We start from the raw sequence: 23,870 nt of genomic DNA, 5'->3' as shown, positions 1-23,870 counted from the left end.
AACGCCGCGATACACATGACTAAAGTTATAAATATCGTGCGTACTCGTATTATCACCACCAATATTCGCTAAAACTTCCTCGCCCAGCAGCCCATCCTTCCCATACACCCTGATAGTAGCTGATCTTATCCCATCACCAACAATACCGCGATCATTGGCAATATAAAACTGATCGACCGTCAAACCAGAATTCGACAAGGAATCTACTACAGAGACAGATATCACTATCGGCGGATCAAGCTCCCCTTTCCTGCCTCCTGTATCGATATGTATGTAATCGCTACTCGAATCATCACCGTCGAATACATCCCCGGCTTCACCCACGACGATTTCGCCGCCATCCACCTTGATGGAAGAGTTGTCCCAGTAGTCTGTTCCTATCCAATTTCCCGCGACACCCTCACCCCACTCATTGATATCAAGGATTCCATCATTGTCGTCATCGATGTCCAAGCTATCTGCGATTCCGTCACCATCGGTATCAATCTGGCTATCCCGATAATCCAGGTCGGAACCGGGGGGCGAAGCGTCGCTGCCGTCGGCCGCGACGTCGTTGTCGCTGTCAGAGAGCGCAAAGTTGCCGTCAACAAGGTTGTCATCGTTGGCATCATAGCCATCGTTGGCATTCGTTCCCTCGAAGATATCCAGCAGGCCATCATGATCGGTGTCGGTAGCATCCGTGATGGCCCAGGCGCCATCATCGCGTTCGGCAATATCCGGCATGCCATCGTTGTCGGAGTCGCGATCGAGATAGTCTGCCGTGCTGTCGCCATCGGTATCGACCGGCGTCAGCCCCTTGCTGGCCGTAGCGGAGGTATTGCTGGTGTCCTTGTCGTAGGCGTCATCGAGTCCGTCCTTGTCGACATCGGTGCCTGAAGGCTTTATGTAATCCTGGGTCGTCTGCGCCTCGACATTGTCGGTGATGCCATCATTATCACTGTCGACATCCAGGTGATCGGCGATATTGTCACGGTCGGTGTCCTTCGCCACACCACCGATACCAATCCTGACACATGACCCTACATTGGCAGCCACATTGTAGTCAGGATGCCACCCCATGCTCAGGGTCACCGTTTTTACATCAACGACCCTTACTGACCACGACAGTCCGTACAGGTTCCCCAATCCTCTCATGCTGAATGTGAGCGAGTTGAGATAAATCCCCTGAGCGACATTCAGGACATTGTTGGGATCGTAGACCACGATATAGGCACCGGGGCTCGATACGGTAAGCTGGTCATACCTATCAAACTGTCTGCTACTAGGTACGTTCTTGCTGTCGATAACGAAGTCCACAAAGGTATCTGTTGCAAGACTGACCGTTGCCACATTATCCGCGGAATAGTCAAAGTTTACCGCTCCGGCTTCTTGACCATAGCTGAGGCTACCCTCGGTGGTATTTGAGGTCACCTCTACCTTTGTGCCGTTAAAGTCAAGATCCGGTATCTTGTCGTTGGCGATATCGGTCGTGTCGATTTGTTCTTGTACAGAGGTATCTTTTCCTTCGGTAACATCAATGATGCCGTCGTTATCCTGATCGATATCAACCGTATCGATGATACCATCGCCGTCACGATCCAAGACAGCATTTTCCCGATAGTCAAAATCGACAACAAGTGGTTGTGCTCCGTCGCCATCCGCCGGCAGATCGTCGTCGGAATCAGCCAGCGTAAAACCATTCTCCGTGACATTTTCATCGTTTGCATCATAGCCATCGTTGGCGTTCGTTCCCTCGAAGATATCCAACAGGCCATCATGATCGGTGTCGGTCGCATCCGTAATGGAAGAGGCCCCATCATCACGCTCGGCGATATCCAACTTACCATCGTCGTCGGAGTCACGATCGAGGTAGTCTGCCGTGGTGTCCCTATCGGTATCGACCGGCGTCAGCCCCTTGCTGGCCGTAGCGGAGGTATTGCTGGTGTCCTTGTCGTAGGCGTCATCGAGTCCGTCCTTGTCGACATCGGTGCCAGAAGGTTTTATATAATCCTGGGTCGTCTGCGCCTCGACGTTATCGGTGATGCCATCGTTGTCGCTGTCGATATCCTTGTCATCGCAGATACCATCACCATCGGTATCCTTTGAAATATATTGAAACGCCACCCGGTCCATGGCGTAGTCACCGTTTCCTCCGTCCCCGTCCTGATCGACCACCATCACGATGCCATAGTTGCCGGCCTTGCTCAGATCAAACACACCGCTAAACGTCTTGAAAATACCGCTTCCAGGAAGATCGCCGATAAGGCCGTACGCAAGCGTCTTGACGCGCTTCCCAGCATCAAAATCCCAGATAAATATATTATAGCCATCCGAACCACGCGAATACGTTTTTGAGAGATCGAAGCTGTATCGATAGTCACCTGCCGCCAACTCCTTGCCGAACTTGTAGACAAGTGACTCGCTGCCATCCGCTGCATTTACCAGACTATGATTCCCACCATTCTCACCAGGGCTGATCTCATCAAAGAGGCCCCCGCTCAGCGATGAGTTTTTTGCACTATTAACCCAACTAGGCTTTGAAGTATTGTTATCAACAAGGTCTGAGCCGCTGAAATACCAACCAGAGGAATCCCCACCGGAAAATCCGCCATTCTCCACCAGATTTGGTCGACTAAAGTCATACTCGTTATCGTCGATAATCCCATCATTATCATCATCGATATCGACGCTGTTATCGATACCATCACCATCCGGGTCGAGGCGAGCGCTATCACGATAGTCAAAGTCAGCTACGCTCGGCACCGCGTCTGAGCCATCCGCGCTGACGTCGTTGTCACTATCGGAAAGGGTAAATCTCCCATCCTTGATCAGCTCGTCGTTGGCGTCAAAGCCATCATTGGCATCCGCTCCCTCGAAGATGTCGAGCAGACCGTCGCCATCGGTATCGGTTTCACTAGTGATGGACCAGGCCCCAGCGTCGCGCTCGGCGATGTCCTGCTTGCCGTCGTCGTCGGAGTCGCTGTCGAGGTAGTCTGTGGTGCTGTCGCCATCGGTATCGACCGGCGCCAGGCCCTTGCTGGCCGTAGCGGAGGTATTGGCGGTGGCAGCATCGTAGGCGTCATCCAGGCCATCCTTGTCCTTGTCGATGCCGCTGGGCGCCACATACCCCTTGCTGGACTGGGCCTCGATGTTGTCGGTGATACCATCGTTGTCGCTATCCAGGTCAGCAGAATCAGCGGCTCCGTCTCCGTCACTGTCGATCCTGCCGAAGAATTCGACTTCTGTCACCGCAATACCTGATCCACCTCCCGCCTGCTCTTTAATATTGAAAAACTGAATACTTGCCACGCCGTGAATATCTTTCGGTATATCCATATGAAGTGGCCAACCCGCCGCCCCTTCGGGGATAGAGTTAGTGGCAGCATATCGAGTGCTTGAATAGATCAAGTCCCCGGAAGAATTATAAAACCTGATCTCACCTATCGAGCCAATAGATTGCGAATCATTAAGTATACTTCCCGCATTGTTCCACAGATCGATCCCATAGATACGATCGATGGGTGGATCAAAGTTGAACGTAAAATCGCTGATTTGCTCTGCAGTGGACGAGATAAAGTAAGTGTTTGTTTTCCCGTCTACCAGGCGATCCAGATCACTCGAAGAAGCCCCGCCGCTCGTCACGCCGTTGCAGGTTATTTTCTGTGACCCACCTTCCACTGAATCGAGAATACCGTCCCCGTCATCATCGATATCGTCGACATCCAGGACGCCATCTCCATCGATGTCGGAGCCCCCGGCAGCACGCTCGCGCCCGCCCTTCTGGGCTTCCACGTGCTGCAGGGCGCTCATCAATACATCATGGCCTGCATCATGATCCGCGGAGCCCGCATCTGTCGTTGCGACCGCGGCGTCAGCCGCTTGCTTGACGTTATCGACGGTGGCGGTACTGGCAGCATCCAGCAACACCCGGGCTTCGAGTTCGCGAATCAACAAGTCGTCCTTGATCATGTCGGATCTCCCTCTTTGAATTCGGGCTGACCGTCACCTGGACGTGTCAGGTTTAAATGACTGCGACGCCTATGACCCCCACTCACGCACCAGCACCTGGGCCACGCGGCGTGCCATGCTGGCTGCCAGGCTCGACGGTTGCCCCTCCAGGTGAAGCTCCCCGCGAAGCTCGGTGAGCGGCGACGATTGGTCCTGGTCAGAGACCGCCATCAGTTCGAATAGCGCACCTTCCGGTACGGAGCGTTGGTCATCGGGCCGTGCCGCGATGGGCCCGCCGTGGTCTGACGCCAACATCCACTGATCGACGTAACGGGAAGCGGCGGCGGCGATTCGCTCGACGTGCATGGGGGTCTGCGGCCAGAGACGTTCGTCATCGACAAAAAAACAAGGCTGACCGAGCGCCAGCAATCCCAGATCATCGCTGCTGACGTAGCCACGGGCGGATAGCCGATCCGTACTGGCTACCAACGCCAGACGAAGGTCTGTGCCGACCCAGCGGCCCGGATGCAGGTAGTCGGCAAGCTCAACCACCGTGCCGTCCATGGGGGCGATGACGTCGAGCCGACGACGTTGATCGGTGAGTCCAGCGAGCTGCTGGCGTTGCATGTCCCGTTCGCTCTCCAGCACCAGACTCTGGGACAGGTCCGTGTTGTCGGCACTTCGTCGGTCCAGGCGTCTATCCACCAGATTCAGATGTTCCTGCACCGTTCTTTCCCGCTGTTGCAACGCTGGCACTTCGAGCCTGACCAGTACCTGCCCCCGCTCGACGACATCGCCGACGCGGACCAGCACCTGCTCGACCCTGGCGGCGCGATGGGCAAACACCGGAACCTGTTGACTGGCACCGAACACCACCGGCACCGTGATTCGATGAGGCAGAGGCAAGGCAACGAAGACAGCGATGCCGGCGGCCACCGCCAGGGTCATCAGAACGCGCCGGCCGGCCTCCCTGCGTCTTTTCCACCAGACCATCAGCTCACGCAGTATCGGCATGACAATGAACCATAGAATTTCCACGCTGAAGAGAAAGACGCCCAGCACCTTGAAAAAGAGGTGGTAGACCACCAGGGCAATCCCGAGAAACAGAAAGAAGCGATACACCCATACCGCCAGGGCATAGCCGATCAATACCCGGCGCTTGGCACGACTCAGCGCTTCCGGCGGCGTATCGCTAAAACCGAAAAGCCCTTCCCTCAACCACCAGCGCCCCATGGCAAAGCCCCGCTCCTGCAGGTTGACAATGCCGAGCAGGTCACTGAACAGGTAGTAGCCGTCGAAGCGCATCAGGGGATTGAGGTTCACCGCCAGGCTCAGCACCCAACCGGTGGTGGCAAGCGCAAAGGCCACGAACCGCAGAGCGCCATCCGGTAGAAAAACCCAGGCCAGAGTGGCATAGACAGCGATGACCAGTTCCACCGCCACCCCGGCCAGATCGATCAGCACACGTTTGCGCCGCCGGGGCAGCCGCCAGGCATCGGTGGTGTCGGTAAACAGCACCGGCATCATCACGATCAGCGCCACCCCCATGCTCGACACACGAACCCCAAAGCGGGTCGCACAGAAGCCGTGGCCAAGCTCATGCAGCGTCTTCACCAGCACCAGACTCAGGGAAAACGCGACCACACCGGAAACGCTGAACATCGCCGGCAAGGTGGTGAAGAAGCTCTCCCATTGGCGAGAAACAAGGTAGAGGCCAATGACACCCAGGATCGCCGTGAAGAGCCAAAAGCCTCGATGAAAGAAGATGGCGACCAGCGGTAGGCATCGCTTCAACCCACGCCCTGGATACACCAGGGGGATACGCACGAAAAGGTAGTGATGAAGCAGCCACTTCCACCAGGATGGCCGGCTGGCCTCACGATATCGCCGAGCCTTGTCGAAGCTGCGGCCTTCGCTGGCCTCGAGCAGGTCGTTGTGATCCAGAAATTGCTGGATCTGGCGAATATCATCTTCGCTGATGTCAACGTGTCCGCGGGCGTCAAGACGTCGCCTCAAAGCCTCCACCGTCCCCGCCGACCAGCAGGCGAGAATATCGACGACCCTGGCATCAATCTCGAAAAAACGTCCGGCCAGCGGGTCATGAATCTTCCAGCGAGCGGCCTTGCCTGGTTCTGCCCCACCTTCGATCAGCTCGAGCTCCTGACGAAGCGACCCAAGCAGCTCCTGCTTTGCTGAATCAGACGTGCCCTCCATTGCCCTGGCCACGGCCTAGACGCCTGTCAACTGTCTGAAGGTGACGATCGGGCGCCGGAACAGATAGTAGAACAGTGATACCGGCTCACCATGGATTCGCGCCGTGCCTCTGAGACCCAGCCGCGGCATGTCTTCTCTCGGCGTTTCCGGTATCGCCATCACCTTGAAATTGGCGATACCGCTGGCGTTCTTTTCGGCCTTGTAGGCGGCCCGTGCCACGACCGCCGACACCGGTTCGAGGGGTGCTGCATCAAGAAACACATCCACCGAGGCTCCACGTTCGAGGGTGACGGCGTCGGCGGCCGCCACTTCGAGCCGGAAAGCAATATCCGCCGGGTCCGCTACCTGCATCACGGCTTCACCCACCCGCACGGGACGCCCTACCCAATCCTGCGGGTCGCCATAGAGGGCGACCCCGCTGCGCTCGGCGCGAACTACCGCCTTGTCGAGCAGGTCATGGGCATAATCTCGCTCGGCTTCGGCAACTCTCAGCTCGCTGCGAGCGATGGCGAGCTCGCGCTTGGCCTCACTGCTTGCGATGGCAGCCTGCTGTAGCCTCAACGCCTTGGACTGGGCCACCTGAACCTTGCGCTGGGCAACTTCGAAGTCATTGCGTAGTTCCACGTCCACCAGCTGCACCAGCGGATCACCCAGCGCCACCCGGGCGCCGGGAGCGACCAGGATGCGGTCGACGACGCCCGCCATCGGTGCCGCCACGACAAACGGCTCACTGGCGACCACCTCAGCGGGCGCCCTCGACGTCAGCGGTACCTGCACCAGCGCCAAGGCTGCCCCCAGGCCCAGCACCGTAGCCAGCGCCAGTCCGCGCGCCCCCCGTGCTCGCCCAAGAGACACACGGCGTCGACCTCGGATCGCGCTGGCGCCGTGACCGTAGGCCTGGGCAAGACGACTGGCCAGGGCCAGGTGCGGTGTTTCCCAGGCACGCTCGCGAGTCAGTAACCAACCGGCGCCGATGGGCCGGTCGCCATAGCTTAGCGGTATCCACAGCCCATGGCGCATGGCGGGTATGCCTTCGTCCTCCAGGACGTTGGCAAGATCCAGCAAGCGCGGTTGCGTCTCGTCCCGGTGTTCACGCCAGTCACTGCCCACCAGATGCTGGTAGGCAAGCACCTGAGCACTGTCATGAGGCACCCGCGCAAGTCCTCCCACCGCCTTGACTCGCCAGCGATTTCTGCCCGACAGGCAAAACACCAGTGACTGGCGAGCCTGGAGCAGGCTCTGCCCCTCATTGGCCAGGTGGCACCACAGCTGGTCGAGGCTGTCACAGTGGCGCAAGGCGCCTTCGATACGAATCAGCCGCTCGCCACCTGGCCCCACCTCCGAGCCACTCGCTCTGGCCTGACCCTCCGCCACCGGGTGTTGCGCCTCGGTAGTAGACTGGCGCTCAATCGCCACACTCGTCATGAGGAGGTCACTCCACAGCGCCTGCCCTCACCGCCCCCCCTGGAGGGCCAGGTCGCGGTGCCGCTCATCCCGGGAAGAACCCGTGCCGGTGCATTGTCCACTCGGCTGATCACCTTGACGGTCTGGCTGACGGGATCGACGGCAGCCGAGATGCGCGACACTTCTGCGTCAAGCCTGTCGCCGGTCTCGTCCACCTCGAAGCCGAAGGCGCTACCCCGGGTCATCCAACTCAACCAGCAGGAAGGCACCACCATATGCAATTCCAGTGCGCCGTCACTCACCACCTGGATCAGGGGAGCGTTGGCTTCCGGCGTCTCGTTGGGGCGTACCATGGGCTCAACCACTCGCCCGGCAAAAGGTGCCTTGATCTGACAATCCTTGCGTTGCTCCTGGATGGCGGCCACCCGGGCCCGCTGCTCACGCACCTTGAAACGTGCAATGTCGGCATCCGCCTGTCCGGTGGCGCCCATCTGCAACAGCTCGTTCTGCATGGCGGCGTTGCGGGATTCCGCTGCGGCCTTAGCCTCCGTCGCACGCAACTCGGCGTCGAGTCCGGCGCAGTCAAAGCCGACCAGTACCTCATCGGCATCGAAGTGGTCGCCTTCCTTGAACGGCACCTCAAGCACTCTGGCCGATAGACGACTCGACAGTATCGCCTCGTGCTCGGCCCTCAGGATGCCTCTGGCCTCGCCCATGTCGCTGGCCTGGGCAGCCCCCGACAGCAGCACTGCCAGCACGAGTCCCGGCCAGAGCGTGCGAGTCCGCTGGCCACACTGCCCCGCCCCCAGGCTTCTGCTGTTCATCCCGTGCGCCCTCATGGCGATGCCACCACGTCAATGGCCAAGGCATCGCCACGCTGCGCCCACAGAGCACGCAGATCATCGGCAAGCTCCAGGACGCTTTCGTTGCTGCTCATGCCGGCATCCACGGCGTCGATGCCGGTGGCCGTATAGACATTGGCGTAGGCCCCCTGGAGGTCCGACAGCGCCTGATCCATCCGCACCTCGGCCAGCAGGGTATTCATCTGTTCGCGAATCAGGGTCTGCTCGCTGACGTGCCTGGCACGATAGCCGGCTTCCACCTGATGCTCGATCGCTCGCTGCACCTCAAGGAATCGCTTGGCCGTGCCGAGTTCTCCACGCCGCAGTTCATAGCGTGCTCGGGTCACCGATACCTGAGTCGCCACCGCCATGGTCAATGCCAGGCTCCGTGCATCGAGCAGATCGCTCTGGGCGTCGATACGATCCTGACGGGCCGGCAGACTGAACACCTTCAGCAGGTTCCAGCTGGCGCGAGCGCCATAGCTGACCCAGTCACTGTTGTAGAGAAAGTCGTCGTCGCTATAGTTGGCTCCGACGAACAGCTTGAGACTCGGCAAGGTTTCCAGAATCGCGGTGGTGCCTTCGCGCTCGTTGTTGCGCAATTGGTAGGCGACTTCGCGCAGCTCCGGGCGATTCATCACCGCCAGCTTCAACATGGTGTCGTAGGAAAGGTCGATCCCTTTCCAGGCCAGGTCACGCGGCGGCAACACCAGTTGGTAGGGTTGCTCGGGCGGAAGGTTCATCAGCGCTGCCAACTGCTGCTTGGACACCCGCAGTTCCCGCGTCAGTGACTCGAGGTCGCGGCGTATGGTCAGCAGTTCACGTTCATAGCTAAGCGCAGGAAGCGGCGCCGTCAAAGCACTGCGCTGCTGCCGGTGGGCCTGATCCAGCGCCCTTCGTGTGCTCTCCTCGAGCTCTCGAGTCTTGGCCAACAGACGTTCTGCGCTGACCGCTCGCCAGTAGGCGGCGCGTACATCCTCGATGATGCGCTGGATGACCTTGCGCTTGCTTTCCTCGGCCAGCATGACGCTGTCGGCCCTCTGCTGAGCCCGCACATAGGACAGGCCAAAATCGAGCACGTCCCAGCTCATGGTAAGATCGGTCGCCAACTGGTTGCGTTCGCTGGAGGACGAAGGTTCCAGCGACTCCTGACCACTCAACAGAGAAATACTGGAGCTGCCGGGTTCATTGTCGCGTCCCGTATAGTTGAGGTTGCCGACCACCTTTGGAAGCAAATCGTAGTGCGCCAGATCGAGCTCCTTGGTGCGCAGGGCCTGCTCCATCACTTCCACCCGATAGTCCAGGTTGTACTTGATGGCGCGGGCCATTGCCGAATAGAGATCGATAGGGGCAATAACGGGTTCCTGACTGGCCGTGACCCTCGCCAACAGGTCGTCGGCGCGTTGTTCATTGGCCTGTTGCGACATCGGTTGAGGGGTGACAGCGCAGCCGGACAGCACCAGCGCCGTTGCGACGCCGACCCAGGTCTTTCCATATTGCTTTCCGAAGCACGAGGCCCTCTGGCCTGCCACTCCACACTTTTTATCGACCATCCCTGTGCCCCCTGCCGAAATTACCTCAGCCTTCAAGAGTGACGCGTCTTGCCTGCTGGTTGCGCACCTGCCTACCGGCCGCCACCGACAGGCGCCCAACATTGCAACAGCGCACAAACGTCGAGAAAGCGAGCGTATAACTTATGTTACTTCGTGTAATCAACTATCCAGAGAGCTGGACAATGGGTCAATATGAAAACCCGAAGAGCGCAAAGGTTGGCCCAGTTTCTTGACCTTGATCACAGTCATGACCGACAACGTTCGGTAGTGCACAGAGTGTCACCTGGGCGAGAAAGGCTCTCCTTTGTTACACCTTTCATGCTCCTTTTCATTGGCGTGGTACGGATACACACGCAGCAGGTAGCGCGATAAAGGCATGAACGAACTGAATGCCATCAAATGCGAAACCCTCGCTTAACGGGACAAGCGCCACCAGCCATCATCGTGAACTTCCAAGCCATGTAGAGCGAAATCGTCGGTACGCGACAGCCTGGATCAGTCAGGAATGCATGGTGAAACGTCAATACGCGGAAGTCAGGATCAACCAGGAATACAAAGCGGGATCAAAGACAGGAAATGAAAAAAGACACGGGGGTCTTCACAACCACTGAGCGAGATGGGGCCTCCATGCCGGGTCCAGCAGCTGGGTGTGGTGTCTGTCGTCGTACAAGGAGGGGATAGCGCTTGACGGGCACAGGCCCGCAGGCACTTGTCAGAGGTAAAGGCGATCAGGCCTCGAGGAAGTCTCGCGGCAGTTTCATCATCTGGCGCCACAGTTTTTCGACGCCGGGCTTACTGAATGCAACCAGGAGTAGTGAACAGCGATGCAGTGCGTGGCCGACAGTGGTTGGCCTGATCTGGTTGGCCTGATCGCACCTACATCAGGCCTCGAGGAAGTCTCGCGGCAGCTTCATCATCTGGCGCCACAGTTTTTCGACACCGGGCTTATGCACCAGTGAACAGCGATACAGGCGGATCTCCAGGGGGACGTCCCATTGCTCGCCACCGGCGCGCACCACCGCCCCGCTCTTCAGCTCCTGCCTGAGGCAGAAATCGGGTATCCAGGCCATGCCCACGCCCTGCATGACCATGGCCTTGAGCCCCTCGGCCATGGCGGTCTCGTAGACGGTACGCAGGCGCATGCGCAACGGGTCATTCTTCAACAGCATGCGCACGCTACGCCCGAGAAAGGCACCCTGGGTGTAGGCCAGGTACGGCAGGGAGTCGTCACCGTCCAGAGGGAAGCGCGGCGCCCCCTGCTCATCCGGCAGGCTCACCGGTATCATCTTGACCCGCCCGATGGAAAAGGACGGAAAGACTTCCCCGTCAAGCTGCATGCTGGCGTAGGGGTCGTAGTAGGCCAGCATCAGGTCGCAGTTGCCTTCGCGCAGCACATGGATGGCCTCCCCCACGTTCATCGCCACCAGCCGCGTCGGCAACTCCCCGAGCCCCTTCTGCAGCCGCGAGATCCATTGAGGGAAGAAGCTCAGCGCCAGCGAATGCGCCGCCACCACGTCCAGCGCCTCGTTGGCCATGGCCAGGCCGCGCAGATGGCCGAGGGACTCGTTGAGCTGCTCGACGATATTGCGAGCGGTCACCAGAAACAGCTGCCCCTGAGGGGTCAGGTCGATGGGCGTGGTCGAGCGATCCACCAGGGTGACGCCCACCGCCTGTTCGAGTGAGCGAATACGGCGACTGAAGGCCGGCTGGGTGACGTGGCGCTGGCGTGCGGAGGCCGAGAAGCTGCGGGTGTTGGACAGCGCAACGAAGTCCTCGAGCCATTTCGTTTCTAGATTCACCAGCACTCCTTGTCAAGACACCAACCACACGGGACGCCATCGCCTTGAACGTGACCGAAGGAGCCACATCAGACCGCCCGATAAAACGGCTAAATGTACCGGAAAGCGCCCACCTTCCCAAGGGAATAGTGACGCTTTATTGCTCCGCTACGCTGCGCGCCACTGTGCCGGACATTGACCAGCCTCCAGCAGAGCCGTGATTTTTTTGCCTCGGGGGATGGCAAGGCAGCGGCGGCGACTGCACAGGCTACTGCACAGGCGCCAGCAGGTAGGCGGCCCGAGACACCAGCTTGCGCCACAGCGGACGCGAGCGCAGCTCGTCGAGGCTGACCTCGCGGCAGTTTGCAAAGTCCTTTTCCAGCATGGCCTCGACCTCCAGGGCGAACGCCTGATGTGGCACCAGAGCGGTGATCTCGAAGTTCAATCGGAAGGAGCGGTTGTCCAGATTGACGGTACCGACACTGGCGGCGCTGTCATCGATCAGCATGACCTTCTGATGGAGAAATCCCGGCTGATAGCGATAGACCTTGACCCCGGCGCGGATCATGTCCGGCAGGAAGGCGAAGGCCGACAGGAACACCAGCAGATGGTCGGGACGTTCCGGCATCATGATGCGCACATCCACCCCGCGCATGGCGGCCAGGCGCAGTGCGTCCTGGACGCCTTCGTCGGGAACGAAGTACGGACTGGTCACCCACAGACGCTGATGGGCGCTGTGGATCAGGTGCTGGACCAGCAGGCTCGCGGTCTCCTGGGGATCCGCCGGGCCCGAGGGGACGATCACCACATGGCGCCCGTTGCCTTCATCGAGCGTGGGCTGATCCACCTGGGGCGCCCAGGACAGACTCAGCATGGTGCCGGTGGCCCAGTGCCAGTCCTCCCAGAAGGCTTCCTGCAGCCCCAGCACACTGGGCCCGACCAGCTTCAGATGGGTATCGCGCCAGGGTCCGTGGCGAGGATCCTGTCCCAGATACTCCACCCCCACGTTGAAACCACCGAGCCAGCCTTCGCGACCGTCCACTACCAGGATCTTGCGATGGTTGCGGAAATTGAGCTGGAAACGGTGACGCCATCCGCGCGAGGAGTGAAAGGCGCTGACGTGGATGCCCGCCTCGCGCAGCTCGCCCAGATAGCCGTCGCCAAGCTGCCGGCTACCGATCTCGTCGTACAGGAAGTAGACCCGTACCTGGCGCCGTGCCGCCCGCACCAGATGTTCCTGCAGCCGACGACCAAGTTCATCATTACGCACGATGAAGAACTGAATGAGGATATAAGAGCGGGCCGCATCGATACCGGCAAACAGGCTGTCGAAGGTCTGATCGCCATCGACCAGCAGCTCCGTCGAGTTGGCGCGGGTCAGCGGCATCATGGCAAGCTTTTCGACCGCCTTGACGTCGGCGTCGGTGGCCCCCACCAGATAGGAATCGAAGCGATCTCGATAGCGCAACAACACGCGCCGCAGCAGCGTATCGCGCTGGCCGCGCGCCGACACATAGCCGTAGAAGCGTGGTCGGCCGAAGACCCAGTAGGCCGGCAACGCCAGATACGGCATGGCGACCAGCGAAATGATCCAGGCGATCGCCCCCTGAGAGGTTCGACTCGACATCAGCGCGAGCACGGCGGAGATGGCCCCGCCCAGGTGAATCAGAAAGATGGCCAGGCCAAGCAGCCATGAGGTCATCGAAGGTCTCCATCCGTGTGACACCGCACCACATCGGCCGGGGCGCACTTGCTAGCGTTATTGCGGACTCCAGCATACCCGTAACGCAGGCGGCCCCGCCAGATGACGGGGCCGCCTATCGTGTCTCGCCATGCACCGGGGCGAGACATGGCATGGGGAGATCAGACGCTCTCGGCGATGATTTCCTTCCACTTGGCCGGACCGGTCTGGTGCACCGATGCCCCCTGGCTATCCACCGCCACGGTCACCGGCATGTCCTCCACCTCGAACTCGTAGATGGCTTCCATGCCCAGGTCCTCGAAACCGACAACCCTGGAGGCCTTGATCGCCTGGGACACCAGGTAGGCCGCACCACCCACCGCCATCAAGTACACCGCCTGGTTGTCACGGATGGCCTCGATCGCGATCTGACCACGCTCGGCCTTGCCGACCATGCCCAACAGTCCTGTCTGCTCGAGCATGGTGCGGGTGAACTTGTCCATGCGCGTGGCGGTGGTCGGTCCAGCCGGCCCCACTACTTCGTCACCGACCGGATCGACCGGCCCCACGTAGTAGATGAAGCGCCCCTTCAGATCCACCGGCAGCGACTCGCCCTTGGCCAGCATGTCGACCATGCGCTTGTGCGCCGCGTCGCGCCCGGTCAACAGCTTGCCGTTGAGCAACAGGGTATCGCCCGGCTGCCAGGTCTTCACCTCTTCCGGGGTGACCTCGTCGAGATTGACGCGCTTGACGTTGCCACCGGCTTCACGGGTGATCTCCGGCCAATCCTCGAGCTTGGGCGCCTTGAGCGCCGCCGGGCCACTGCCGTCCAGGGTAAAGTGGGCATGCCGGGTCGCCGCGCAGTTGGGGATGATCGCCACCGGCTTGTTGGCGGCGTGGGTCGGGTAATCCTTGACCTTGATGTCGAGCACCGTGGTCAGGCCACCCAGCCCCTGGGCACCGATGCCGCTGCGGTTGACCTTGTCGAACAGCTCCAGGCGCAGCTCCTCGGCGCGGTTGGCAGCGCCCCTGGCCTGGAGGTCCTGGATGTCGATCGGATCGAGCAGGGCTTCCTTGGCCAGCTCCATGGCCTTCTCGGCGGTTCCGCCGATGCCGATGCCGAGCATGCCGGGCGGACACCAGCCTGCGCCCATCTTCGGCAGCTGTTCCATGACCCAGTCGACCACGGAGTCGGAGGGATTGAGCATGGCAAACTTGGACTTGGCCTCGCTGCCGCCGCCCTTGGCCGCCACGTGAACCTCGACGGTATCGCCAGGCACCAGCTTGTGGTGGATCACCGCCGGAGTGTTGTCCTTTGTGTTCTGACGCTTGCCGTCGGGGTCGGCCAGCACCGAGGCGCGCAGCACGTTGTCCGGGAAGTTATAGGCCCGGCGCACCCCTTCGTTGATCATGTCATCGAGGCTCATGTCGGCCTCGAAGCGCACGTTCATGCCCACATGGACGAAGACCGTGACGATGCCGGTATCCTGGCAGATCGGACGATGGCCGGTGGCACACATCCGCGAGTTGATCAGGATCTGGGCGATGGCATCCTTCGCCGCCGGATTCTCCTCCCGCTCGTAGGCGGCCGCCATGGCGTCGATAAAGTCCTTGGGGTGGTAGTAGGAGATGTACTGCAGGGCATCGGCGACACTCGTGATGAGGTCGTCCTGGCGAATCACGGTCATGGCAGACTCCTTGGCTGGGTCGATACGCCCGCTCTCTTGGCGTCCCGTAGGCGACATGGCGGGCTTGCGAGGGCCCGTAGTGTAGCGCATTACGCCACGGCTCGGCAGCCGTCTGTGCCGGTTCGTTTAACGCGCTGTTGACCCGGCGTTTGCTTGCCGGCTGGCGGAGATCCCGCCTCACTCTGGAGAACGAGCCTGCGCTGCGCCAATTGAACAGGATGCGCCAGCAAGGGCAGCCAGGCGGCAGATCAGGCCAATCGGTAAGATAACGGTATAACGTTCGAATAAAGGCACCAGGAGCGCGGTCAAGGCAGGACGGACTGCCAGGTTCGCCCGCCCCGCTTTCGCTTCCTCCTTTATACCGCTCCGAGCGCCAGCTGACGCTCTCTGAGCCCATGCAGGCGATCGCGCAGCCGCGCCGCTTCTTCGAACTCCAGATTGGCGGCGGCCTCGCTCATGGCGTCCTCGAGCCGCGTCATCTCCTTGCGCAGCTCCTCCGGGGACAGGCTGGCGGGATCGTAGACCGCTTCCGGTTCGGCCACCTTGCGCTCGCCCTTGCGTCCACGAGTCTTGCGGCTGCCCGGAGCCTGGGCGGCTTCGAGGATATCCGCCACCGAGCGGGTCACCGTCTGCGGCGTGATGCCGTGTTCCTCGTTGTGTGCCGTCTGCTTGGCGCGGCGCCGCTCGGTCTCGTCGATGGTCTTGCGCATCGAGTCGGTGATGCGATCACCGTAGAGGATCGCCTTGCCGTTGGCGTTACGCGCGGCCCGCCCCACCGTCTGAATTAGTGAACGTTCGGCGCGCAGGAAACCTTCCTTGTCGGCGTCGAGGATCGCCACCAGCGACACCTCGGGAATATCCAGCCCCTCGCGCAGCAGGTTGATACCGACCAGCACGTCGAACTTGCCCAGGCGCAGGTCGCGGATGATCTCGACCCGCTCCACCGTGTCGATGTCCGAGTGCAGGTAGCGCACCTTGACGTCGTGTTCGTCGAGATACTCGGTCAGGTCTTCCGCCATCCGCTTGGTCAGGGTGGTGACCAGCACCCGCTCGCCCACGGCGGTGCGCAAACGGATCTCCGACAGCAGGTCATCCACCTGGGTCGAGGCCGGACGCACTTCGATCTCGGGATCCAGCAGGCCGGTGGGACGTACCACCTGCTCCACCACCTGGCCGGCGTGCTCGGCCTCGTAGGGACCCGGCGTGGCCGAGACGAAGATGGTCTGGGGCGAGATCCGCTCCCACTCCTCGAACTTCATCGGACGGTTGTCCAGGGCCGACGGCAGGCGGAAACCGTACTCGACCAGGGTCTCCTTGCGCGAGCGGTCGCCGCGGTACATGCCGCCCACCTGGGGCACACTGACGTGGGACTCGTCGATGAACAGCAGCGCGTCGGCGGGCAGGTAGTCGAAGAAGGTGGGGGGCGGCTCGCCGGGGTTGCGTCCGGACAGGTAGCGCGAGTAGTTCTCGATACCGTTGCAGTAGCCCAGCTCCAGCATCATTTCGATATCGTAGAGGGTACGCTGCTCCAGCCGCTGGGCCTCGACCAGACGGTCTTCCTTGCGCAGGAAGGTCAGTCGCTCGACCAGCTCCTCCTTGATCCGATCCACCGCCGCCAGGATGGTCTCCCGCGGGGTCACGTAGTGGCTCTTGGGATAGATGGTCATGCGCGGCACCTTGCCGCGCACCTCGCCGGTCAGCGGATCGAACAGGCTGATGGTGTCGATCTCGTCGTCGAACAGCTCCACCCTGACCGCCTCATCCTCGGCGTCGGCAGGGAAGATGTCGATGACGTCGCCACGCACCCGATAGGTGCCGCGCTTGAAGTCCATGTCGTTGCGGGTGTACTGCAGTTCCGCCAGACGACGCAGAAAGCCGCGCTGATCGATCAGTTCGCCGCGGGTGAAGTGCAGGCGCATCTTCAGATACTGGTCCGGATCACCCAGGCCGTAGATCGCCGACACCGACACCACGATCAGCGCATCGCGACGCTCCAGCAGGGCCTTGGTCGCCGACAGTCGCATCTGCTCGATATGGTCATTGATCGAGGCGTCCTTCTCGATGAAGGTGTCCGACGAGGGCACATAGGCCTCGGGCTGGTAGTAGTCGTAGTAGGAGACGAAGTACTCCACGGCGTTGTCCGGGAAGAACGCCTTGAACTCCCCGTACAACTGGGCCGCCAGGGTCTTGTTCGGCGCCATGACGATGGTCGGCCGCTGCAGCCGCTCGACGATGTTGGCCATGGTGAAGGTCTTGCCCGAGCCGGTCACCCCGAGCAGGGTCTGGTGGGCCAGACCCGAATCGAGCCCCCCTACCAGGTTTTCGATAGCGCTCGGCTGGTCACCGGCAGGCTGGAACTTCGACGACAGACGAAAGGACTTGCTCATCATGACTCCTGCTGGGGGACACCACCCAGATCGGGGCGGCTGACGCCGACTTCAAGTCTCGCGCACGCTCGCCGACGTCAGGTTTGGGCCGTTGGCGCCAGCGTTCGCGTGGTGATTTCCACCGTGGAAGTGGTCATCAAGCGGTGGATCGGGCACTTGTGGCTGATCTCCTCCAGCCGTGCCAGCCGCTCGGGATCCTCGATGCCGTGGAAGGTCATCGCCACATCGAGCCGATAGACGCCCTTGCGCTCGTCGCGCTCGTCTCTGGTGACCTTGACGCTGACGCCATCCAGCGGCCACTCCTTGCGCTGCGCGTACATGCGCGATGTGATCGCCTTGCACGCCCCCAGCGACAGATCGAAGTAGTCGTGTGGGTCCGGCGCCAGGCCGTCGCCGCCGAAGGCGGTGGGCACATCGACCAGCAGGTCGTCGAAGCTGTCGATGCTGACCCGCTGGCGCAGCTTGCCATCCTTCTCGGTAGTAATCTCGATACTCATCATTTCACCTCGATGCCGAGCTTGAGTCGCTTGATCGCCTCGATCAGGGCCTCGCGACGCGCGCGCCCTTCCACCTCGGCGCCATGGCGGCCAACCTCCACGCTGTCGACGCCGTCGAGCATCATCAAGGCGGTGGTGATCTGGTTGACCTGGTCAGCGTTATCGACGCCCTGGAAGGTCAGGGATTGCTGGGACATGAGGCGCGCCTCCTTGGCGGGTAAAGCGGAAGGACCGAAGATCGTAACGCAAGCTTGAAACTGGTGGAAAAGCTTAGCACGACACCCCGTGCGGGTTCTTCTGCCCGTACCTTGCAAAAGGGGCGTCTCACCCTCACATTGCTGACAGGCGCAAACTTCACCTTTTTCGATACGCGCAACAGGATTGCTCATGACGGATTGGATCACCGCCCACGGCGGCCGCTTGACCGGCTCGGACCAGGTCGACTTCGACACCCCCGACGCGGCTCGCCTTGCCCTGGACAGCACCGTGGCCACCCCGCTGGTCCATCTCGGCGCGCTGGACGTGGTCGGCCCCGACGCTGAGCGCTTTCTGCAGGGCCAGACCAGTGCCCAGCTCGCCCACGCCAATGGCCACTTCGCCCCGCTGACCTGCTTCTGCACCCCCAAGGGCCGCATGCTGGCCAACGGCCAGCTGATGAAGGTCGACGACGAACGCTTCAGGATCGTGCTGCATCGCAGTCTGGTGGCTCCGCTGGCCCAGCACCTGGGCAAGTTCGCCGCCTTCTACAAGGCCGAGCTGACGGCTCGCGATGACCTGGCGCTGATCGGCCTGATCGGCCAGGAAGCACCCGCCCTGACCGAGGTCGACTGCGACCTGACACCGCCCGATCCCTGGCGCCAGGCGAGCCACGGCGACACCCTGGTGCTCGGCCAGCCTGGCCCTCGCCCCCGCTACCTGATCATGCTGCCGCAAGACCAGGCAGAGGCCTTGTTCTCGCGCCTGATCGAGCAGTGTCAGCCGGTGGGCAACCAGGTATGGCGGCTGGCGGATATCCAGGCGGGGCTGTGTTTCATCGACGCCGATCAGCAGGATGCCTACCTGCCCCAGATGCTCAACTGGGAGGCGCTGGCAGGCATCAGTTTCAAGAAAGGCTGCTACACCGGGCAGGAAGTGGTGGCTCGCGCCCACTTCCGCGGCCAGGTCAAGAAGCGCCTGTATCGCGCCCAGCTAGAGGGGACTCGACTGCCGCCGCTGGGCAGCGAGGTGATCGACGAAAGCGGCAAGCGCCAGGGCGAGGTGGTGGCAAGCGCCCTCGATGCCTATGGGCAGGCCGAGGTACTGGCGGTGCTGAACACCCGCGCCGATGAGGCCGCCCTCAGCTGCGAGGATCAACGTCTGAAGCTTCTGCAGCTGCCCTACGCCATCGATCGCCTCGACCCCGAGAGTCTGGTCTGACTTCGCTGACGCCCGGGTATTTCGACCCGGGCGATATTCCCGCCGTCGCCCTGATCAGGGTGCCGGCAGGCCGAACAGCCGGCGGGCGTTGTCACTTGAGTGCAGCGCCACGGTTTCCGGTGTCTGCCCTCTGATCTCGGCCACGTGGCGACACACCTCGGCCACCAGGGCAGGTTCATTGCGCTCGCCCTGGTGGCCCGACAACGGCATGTCAGGGCTATCCGTCTCCAGCACGTAGGCGTCATCGGGCAGCGACGCCACTGCGCGCCGCACCCTCCTGGCCCGGGGATAGGTCACCGCCCCACCGAGCCCCAGCGTAAACCCCAGATCGACAAAGCGGCTCGCCTGCTCCGGAGAACCGGCGAAGGCATGGATGAGGCCCCCTGCGGGGAGGCCCAACTGGGCCAGACGCTTGGCGACTTCGTCGTTGGCACGCACACAGTGGATCACCACCGGCAGGCGCAGATCCCGCGCCAGCCTGAGCTGGGCATCGAACAAGTGCCATTGGCGATCGAGGGTGTCGGCAAAGCGCGCATCGATCCCGCACTCCCCCAGGGCGACGCAGCGAGGGTGAGCCTTCAGCGCCTGGCCCAGCGCGCTGATGTCGTCATCCTCGCCATCCAGGCGATGATGCTCCAGAAACACCGGATGCAGACCGAGACAGGCGTGCAACTCCGTCTGCTCGGCCAGCTCCAGGGTGCCCTGCCAGGCGTCACGGTGGGTACCGGCGACCACCAGATGTTCGACGCCCGCCCGCCTGGCCCTGGACAGGACCGCGTCGCGATCGGCGTCGAAGTCGGCAAAGTCGAGGTGGCAGTGGGCGTCGATCAGCATCAGAGCTCCTCTTTCCACGGAGGCGCCGTAAAAACGTCGCGAGCGATTCGAGCGCAGCAGTTTTTCCGGTGTCTCCTCAGTGCTCGCGGGTCTCCCTGAACCGTATATCCGGCCAGCGCTCCTGGGTCATCTGCAGGTTGACCCGGGTCGGGGCGATATAGGTCAGGTAGCCACCGCCGTCGATGGCCAGGTTGGTGCTGGCCTTGCGCTTGAACTCCTCGAGCATCTTCGGATCGTCGCAGTAGATCCAGCGGGCGGTGTTGACGTTCACCCCTTCGTACATGCAGTCGACCTTGTACTCTTCCTTGAGACGATGGGCGACCACATCGAACTGCAGGGTACCGACGGCGCCAAGGATCAGGTCGTTGTTGTCCAGCGGCATGAATACCTGGGTGGCGCCCTCCTCCGAAAGCTGCTGCAGGCCCTTCTGCAAGGCCTTCATCTTCAGCGGGTCCTTGAGCCTGACCCGCTTGAACAGCTCCGGGGCGAAGTGGGGAATGCCGGTGAACCGCATGTCCTCGCCCTGGGTGAAGGTGTCACCGATCTGGATGGTGCCATGGTTGTGCAGGCCGATGATGTCACCGGGCCAGGCTTCTTCCACGTGGGCGCGATCGGAGGCCATGAAGGTCAGGGCGTCGGCGATCTTGACGTCCTTGTTGATGCGCACGTGGCGCATCTTCATGTTCTTCTGGTACTTGCCCGAGCACACCCGCAGGAAGGCGATGCGGTCACGGTGATTGGGATCCATGTTGGCCTGGATCTTGAACACGAAGCCGGTGAAGCGCTCGTCCTCGGCTGGTACCTCGCGCACGTCGGTTTCCCGCGCCTGGGGCGGCGGCGCATACTCGACGAAGCCATCGAGCATCTCGCGCACACCGAAGTTGCCCATGGCGGTACCGAAGTACACCGGCGTCAGCTCGCCACGGCGATAGGCCTCGAGGTCGAAGCTGTGAGAAGCACCGCGCACCAGCTCGACTTCCATGCGCAGTTCCTCGGCCAGATCCTCGCCGAGCACCTCGTCCACCTCGGGATTGTCGAGGCCTTCGATGCGCTTGTCTTCCGGAATCCGGTTGCCCTGTCCCTGGGTGTACAGGTGGATGACGTCATTGTAGAGGTGGTAGACCCCCTTGAACTGACGCCCCATGCCGATCGGCCAGGTCATCGGCGCACACTGGATATTGAGCACCGTCTCGACCTCGTCCATCACCTCGATGGGGTCACGGATGTCGCGGTCCATCTTGTTGACGAAGGTGAGGATAGGCGTCGTGCGCAGGCGGCAGACCTCCATCAGCTTGATGGTGCGGTCCTCGACGCCCTTGGCGCCGTCGATCACCATCAGCGCTGAGTCCACCGCGGTCAGGGTGCGGTAGGTATCCTCGGAGAAGTCCTCGTGGCCCGGCGTATCGAGCAGGTTGACCATGCGACCGCCGTAGGGGAACTGCATCACCGAGGTGGTCACGGAGATACCGCGCTCCTGCTCCATCTTCATCCAGTCCGAGGTGGCGTGGCGATCATCACGCTTGCTCTTTACCGAACCGGCCAGCTGGATGGCGTTTCCGAACAACAGCATCTTTTCGGTGATGGTGGTCTTGCCCGCGTCCGGGTGGCTGATGATGGCAAAGGTGCGCCGAAGCCCGGTTTCCTGGGCCTGCTTGGGGTTGGACATGGAGACGGTTGCCTGCTTGCTCGTAAAAAAGTGGGGCACGGGGACAGGGGCCCCATGCGCAAGGGCGCCATGATACCGCGACAGGGGCCCTGGCTGCATCTGACTATACTGGCACCATCATCCTCTCTTCCCAGGCCTCTCGCGTTTCGTTGCGGCTCTGCGGTTCATTGCGCTTCGCATTAATGCAATAGATTCGCGATCAAGCTGTCATCGACGGCCGCAATGCTAGACGACTGGCCGCGACCGCCCCCCGCGAAGGGCGACGCGCCACCCCGCCAAGACCACCGGACGCAACGACAAGGAGAGCCCCATGCAACCCACCCGACGCCAGTTTCTTGGACTCGGCCTCAAGGCCGGTGCCGGCCTCGGCCTGATCACTGCCGCCCCCGGCATCGTGCTGGCCGAATCCCGTCGACCCGTGATCACCTCCGGGGTGATGAGCGGCGACGTCGGCACCGACCGCGCCATCATCTGGTCGCGTGCCGACCGCCCCTCGCGGATGCTGCTGGACATCGCCGACAACGCTGCCTTCAACAACGCCCGTACCCTGCAGGGACCCACCGCCCTGCCTGCCAGCGGGCTGACCGCCAAGCTCGACGTCACCGGCCTTGCCGACCTGCCGGAGGTGTTCTACCGAGTGCGCTTCGCCGCCCTCGGCGACGACCGCGCCATCAGCGAGCCGGTCATCGGCCGGCTGGTCATGCCGGGACACTCACGCCGTTCGGTACGTTTCGTGTGGTCGGGCGATACCGTCGGCCAGGGCTGGGGCATCGATGAATCCCGCGGCGGCATGCGCATCTACGACACCATGCTCAAGCAGTCGCCGGACTTCTTCCTGCACTCCGGCGACACCATCTACGCCGATGGCCCGCTCGAAGAAAGCGTGAACCTGGAGGACGGCAGCGTCTGGCGCAACCGCATGACCGACGCCAAGAGCAAGGTGGCCGAGACCCTGGACGAGTATCGCGGCCAGTACCTCTACAACCTTCTGGACGACAACCTCAAGCGTTTCAACGCCGAGGTACCGATGTACGCCCAGTGGGACGACCACGAGACCGTCAACAACTGGTACCCCGGCGAGATCCTCGATGATCCGCGTTACACCGAGAAGAACGTCTCGCTGCTGGCGGCGCGTGCCCGCCGCGCCTTCCTCGAGTCGATGCCGATCCGTCAGCGCCCCGAGGCCCCCGAGATGATTCGCCGTCGTTTCACCTACGGTCCCGAACTCGAGGTGTTCATGCTCGACATGCGTACCTATCGCGCGGCCAACAGCACCAATACCCAGGGCGCCGACGACCCGGCCTCGAGCCTGATGGGGGCTCGCCAGGTGGACGACTTGATCGCGGCGCTGAAGGCCTCGACGGCCACCTGGAAGATCATCGCCTCCGACATGCCGGTGGGCCTGGTGGTCGCCGACGGCGAGCACTTCGAAGCGGTGGCCAATGGCGAGGGTGGCGCCCCTTCCGGGCGCGAGCACGAGATCGCCCGACTGCTCAAGGCGATCCACGACAACGCCATCGCCAACGTGGTGTGGCTGACCGCCGATGTCCACTACACGGCCGCCCATCACTATGCGCCAGAACGTGCCAGTTTCAAGCAGTTCACGCCCTTCTGGGAATTCGTCAGCGGCCCGCTGCACGCCGGCACCTTCGGCCCCAATACGCTGGACGCCACCTTTGGCCCGGAAGTGGTGTTCCAGAAGGCCCCCGCCGATGGTCGAGCCAACCTGCCGCCCAGCGAAGGCTTTCAGTTCTTCGGCCAGGTGGACCTGGATGGCGACAGCCTGGCGCTCACCGTCACCCTCAAGGACACCGAGGGCAACAGCCTGCACCAGCAGGTATTGACGCCCCAGCAGGCCAGCTAGTCAGGCGATGCCGCCTGTCGCTGCCAAGACCCGACAGCGCCGCCGTCAAGGCGGCGCTTGTCCTTTGCCCCTGAGGCCACGGGCCCAATGGAGCGCACGACAGGCCCACCATGCGCAGG

General features: G+C 61.9%; 16 protein-coding genes. 4 read left to right on the top strand and 12 right to left on the bottom strand.

Annotated features, from left to right (window positions below; all coding sequences use genetic code 11):
• The first annotated feature begins 267 nt into the window (after window positions 1-267).
• Together NFH98_RS09610 and NFH98_RS09605 are read left to right on the top strand one after the other, a co-directional pair.
• Window positions 268-876, top strand: a complete 609-nt coding sequence (locus NFH98_RS09610) for a hypothetical protein (protein WP_348828059.1) — start codon at window positions 268-270, stop codon at window positions 874-876.
• 606 nt (window positions 877-1,482) lie between these two features.
• On the top strand, window positions 1,483-2,085 hold the full coding sequence (locus NFH98_RS09605; RefSeq protein WP_181248679.1) for a hypothetical protein: 603 nt from the start codon (window positions 1,483-1,485) through the stop codon (window positions 2,083-2,085).
• 1,932 nt (window positions 2,086-4,017) lie between these two features.
• Here the strand turns inward: NFH98_RS09605 and NFH98_RS09600 are convergent.
• The 10 genes from NFH98_RS09600 to NFH98_RS09555 all read right to left on the bottom strand — a co-directional run bounded on the left by NFH98_RS09600 (window position 4,018) and on the right by NFH98_RS09555 (window position 18,168).
• Window positions 4,018-6,153, bottom strand: coding sequence for a site-2 protease family protein (locus NFH98_RS09600; RefSeq protein WP_349622608.1), 2,136 nt, complete (start codon window positions 6,151-6,153; stop codon window positions 4,018-4,020).
• Between the two features lie 3 nt (window positions 6,154-6,156).
• Window positions 6,157-7,566 (bottom strand): efflux RND transporter periplasmic adaptor subunit, encoded by a 1,410-nt coding sequence (locus NFH98_RS09595; protein WP_222516829.1) that lies wholly within the window; start codon window positions 7,564-7,566, stop codon window positions 6,157-6,159.
• Window positions 7,563-8,369 (bottom strand): efflux RND transporter periplasmic adaptor subunit, encoded by an 807-nt coding sequence (locus NFH98_RS09590; protein ID WP_222516830.1) that lies wholly within the window; start codon window positions 8,367-8,369, stop codon window positions 7,563-7,565. The genes NFH98_RS09595 and NFH98_RS09590 overlap by 4 nt, the downstream gene beginning before the upstream one ends.
• An 11-nt stretch (window positions 8,370-8,380) precedes the next feature.
• Window positions 8,381-9,940, bottom strand: a complete 1,560-nt coding sequence (locus NFH98_RS09585; protein WP_083970689.1) for a TolC family protein — start codon at window positions 9,938-9,940, stop codon at window positions 8,381-8,383.
• 881 nt (window positions 9,941-10,821) lie between these two features.
• Window positions 10,822-11,739, bottom strand: a complete 918-nt coding sequence (locus NFH98_RS09580) for a LysR substrate-binding domain-containing protein (RefSeq protein ID WP_108133590.1) — start codon at window positions 11,737-11,739, stop codon at window positions 10,822-10,824.
• A 247-nt stretch (window positions 11,740-11,986) separates the two neighbouring features.
• Window positions 11,987-13,420: a cardiolipin synthase gene (gene cls / locus NFH98_RS09575; RefSeq protein ID WP_349622607.1), complete on the bottom strand. Its 1,434-nt coding sequence runs from the start codon at window positions 13,418-13,420 to the stop codon at window positions 11,987-11,989.
• A gap of 161 nt (window positions 13,421-13,581) precedes the next feature.
• A complete protein-coding gene (locus NFH98_RS09570; RefSeq protein WP_349622606.1) occupies window positions 13,582-15,087 on the bottom strand; it encodes a fumarate hydratase in 1,506 nt (501 codons plus the stop codon).
• A gap of 356 nt (window positions 15,088-15,443) precedes the next feature.
• The gene (gene uvrB, locus NFH98_RS09565) at window positions 15,444-17,474 is read right to left on the bottom strand and encodes an excinuclease ABC subunit UvrB (protein ID WP_349622605.1); all 2,031 of its coding nucleotides are present in this window, start codon (window positions 17,472-17,474) and stop codon (window positions 15,444-15,446) included.
• A 77-nt stretch (window positions 17,475-17,551) separates the two neighbouring features.
• Complete coding sequence (locus NFH98_RS09560) at window positions 17,552-17,971, bottom strand: OsmC family protein (protein ID WP_349622604.1); 420 nt, start codon at window positions 17,969-17,971, stop codon at window positions 17,552-17,554.
• The gene (locus NFH98_RS09555) at window positions 17,971-18,168 is read right to left on the bottom strand and encodes a hypothetical protein (RefSeq protein WP_045991458.1); all 198 of its coding nucleotides are present in this window, start codon (window positions 18,166-18,168) and stop codon (window positions 17,971-17,973) included. The genes NFH98_RS09560 and NFH98_RS09555 overlap by 1 nt, the downstream gene beginning before the upstream one ends.
• Before the next feature lie 190 nt (window positions 18,169-18,358).
• On the opposite strand from NFH98_RS09555, the gene ygfZ reads away from it, so the two are divergent.
• Window positions 18,359-19,387 carry a CAF17-like 4Fe-4S cluster assembly/insertion protein YgfZ gene (gene ygfZ / locus NFH98_RS09550; protein ID WP_349622603.1) on the top strand — a complete coding sequence of 343 codons (1,029 nt, stop codon included), beginning with the start codon at window positions 18,359-18,361 and terminating at the stop codon, window positions 19,385-19,387.
• Window positions 19,388-19,441: 54 nt separating this feature from the next.
• Here the strand turns inward: ygfZ and NFH98_RS09545 are convergent, their stop codons facing one another.
• Window positions 19,442-20,221 (bottom strand): TatD family hydrolase, encoded by a 780-nt coding sequence (locus NFH98_RS09545; RefSeq protein ID WP_349622602.1) that lies wholly within the window; start codon window positions 20,219-20,221, stop codon window positions 19,442-19,444.
• A gap of 76 nt (window positions 20,222-20,297) precedes the next feature.
• The gene (locus NFH98_RS09540; RefSeq protein ID WP_349622601.1) at window positions 20,298-21,887 is read right to left on the bottom strand and encodes a peptide chain release factor 3; all 1,590 of its coding nucleotides are present in this window, start codon (window positions 21,885-21,887) and stop codon (window positions 20,298-20,300) included.
• 310 nt (window positions 21,888-22,197) lie between these two features.
• Here NFH98_RS09540 and NFH98_RS09535 point away from each other — a divergent pair, with 310 nt between their 5' ends.
• Complete coding sequence (locus NFH98_RS09535) at window positions 22,198-23,751, top strand: alkaline phosphatase D family protein (protein ID WP_349622600.1); 1,554 nt, start codon at window positions 22,198-22,200, stop codon at window positions 23,749-23,751.
• Window positions 23,752-23,870 lie beyond the last annotated feature (119 nt).

This window comes from Halomonas sp. H33-56, assembly GCF_040147035.1.
Lineage (GTDB): Bacteria > Pseudomonadota > Gammaproteobacteria > Pseudomonadales > Halomonadaceae > Halomonas > Halomonas litopenaei.
Note: the sequence above shows the minus strand (reverse complement) of the source record. Positions and strands in the feature narration are given on the sequence as shown.

Coding starts and splice junctions, on each gene's coding strand:
- NFH98_RS09610 (WP_348828059.1), top strand. CDS start 268: ATGTATGTAATCGCTACTCGAATCATCACCGTCGAATACATCCCCGGC.
- NFH98_RS09595 (WP_222516829.1), bottom strand. CDS start 7,566: ATGACGAGTGTGGCGATTGAGCGCCAGTCTACTACCGAGGCGCAACAC.
- NFH98_RS09590 (WP_222516830.1), bottom strand. CDS start 8,369: ATGAACAGCAGAAGCCTGGGGGCGGGGCAGTGTGGCCAGCGGACTCGC.
- NFH98_RS09585 (WP_083970689.1), bottom strand. CDS start 9,940: ATGGTCGATAAAAAGTGTGGAGTGGCAGGCCAGAGGGCCTCGTGCTTC.
- cls (WP_349622607.1), bottom strand. CDS start 13,420: ATGACCTCATGGCTGCTTGGCCTGGCCATCTTTCTGATTCACCTGGGC.
- NFH98_RS09570 (WP_349622606.1), bottom strand. CDS start 15,087: ATGACCGTGATTCGCCAGGACGACCTCATCACGAGTGTCGCCGATGCC.
- uvrB (WP_349622605.1), bottom strand. CDS start 17,474: ATGAGCAAGTCCTTTCGTCTGTCGTCGAAGTTCCAGCCTGCCGGTGAC.
- NFH98_RS09560 (WP_349622604.1), bottom strand. CDS start 17,971: ATGAGTATCGAGATTACTACCGAGAAGGATGGCAAGCTGCGCCAGCGG.
- NFH98_RS09555 (WP_045991458.1), bottom strand. CDS start 18,168: ATGTCCCAGCAATCCCTGACCTTCCAGGGCGTCGATAACGCTGACCAG.
- ygfZ (WP_349622603.1), top strand. CDS start 18,359: ATGACGGATTGGATCACCGCCCACGGCGGCCGCTTGACCGGCTCGGAC.
- NFH98_RS09545 (WP_349622602.1), bottom strand. CDS start 20,221: ATGCTGATCGACGCCCACTGCCACCTCGACTTTGCCGACTTCGACGCC.
- NFH98_RS09540 (WP_349622601.1), bottom strand. CDS start 21,887: ATGTCCAACCCCAAGCAGGCCCAGGAAACCGGGCTTCGGCGCACCTTT.
- NFH98_RS09535 (WP_349622600.1), top strand. CDS start 22,198: ATGCAACCCACCCGACGCCAGTTTCTTGGACTCGGCCTCAAGGCCGGT.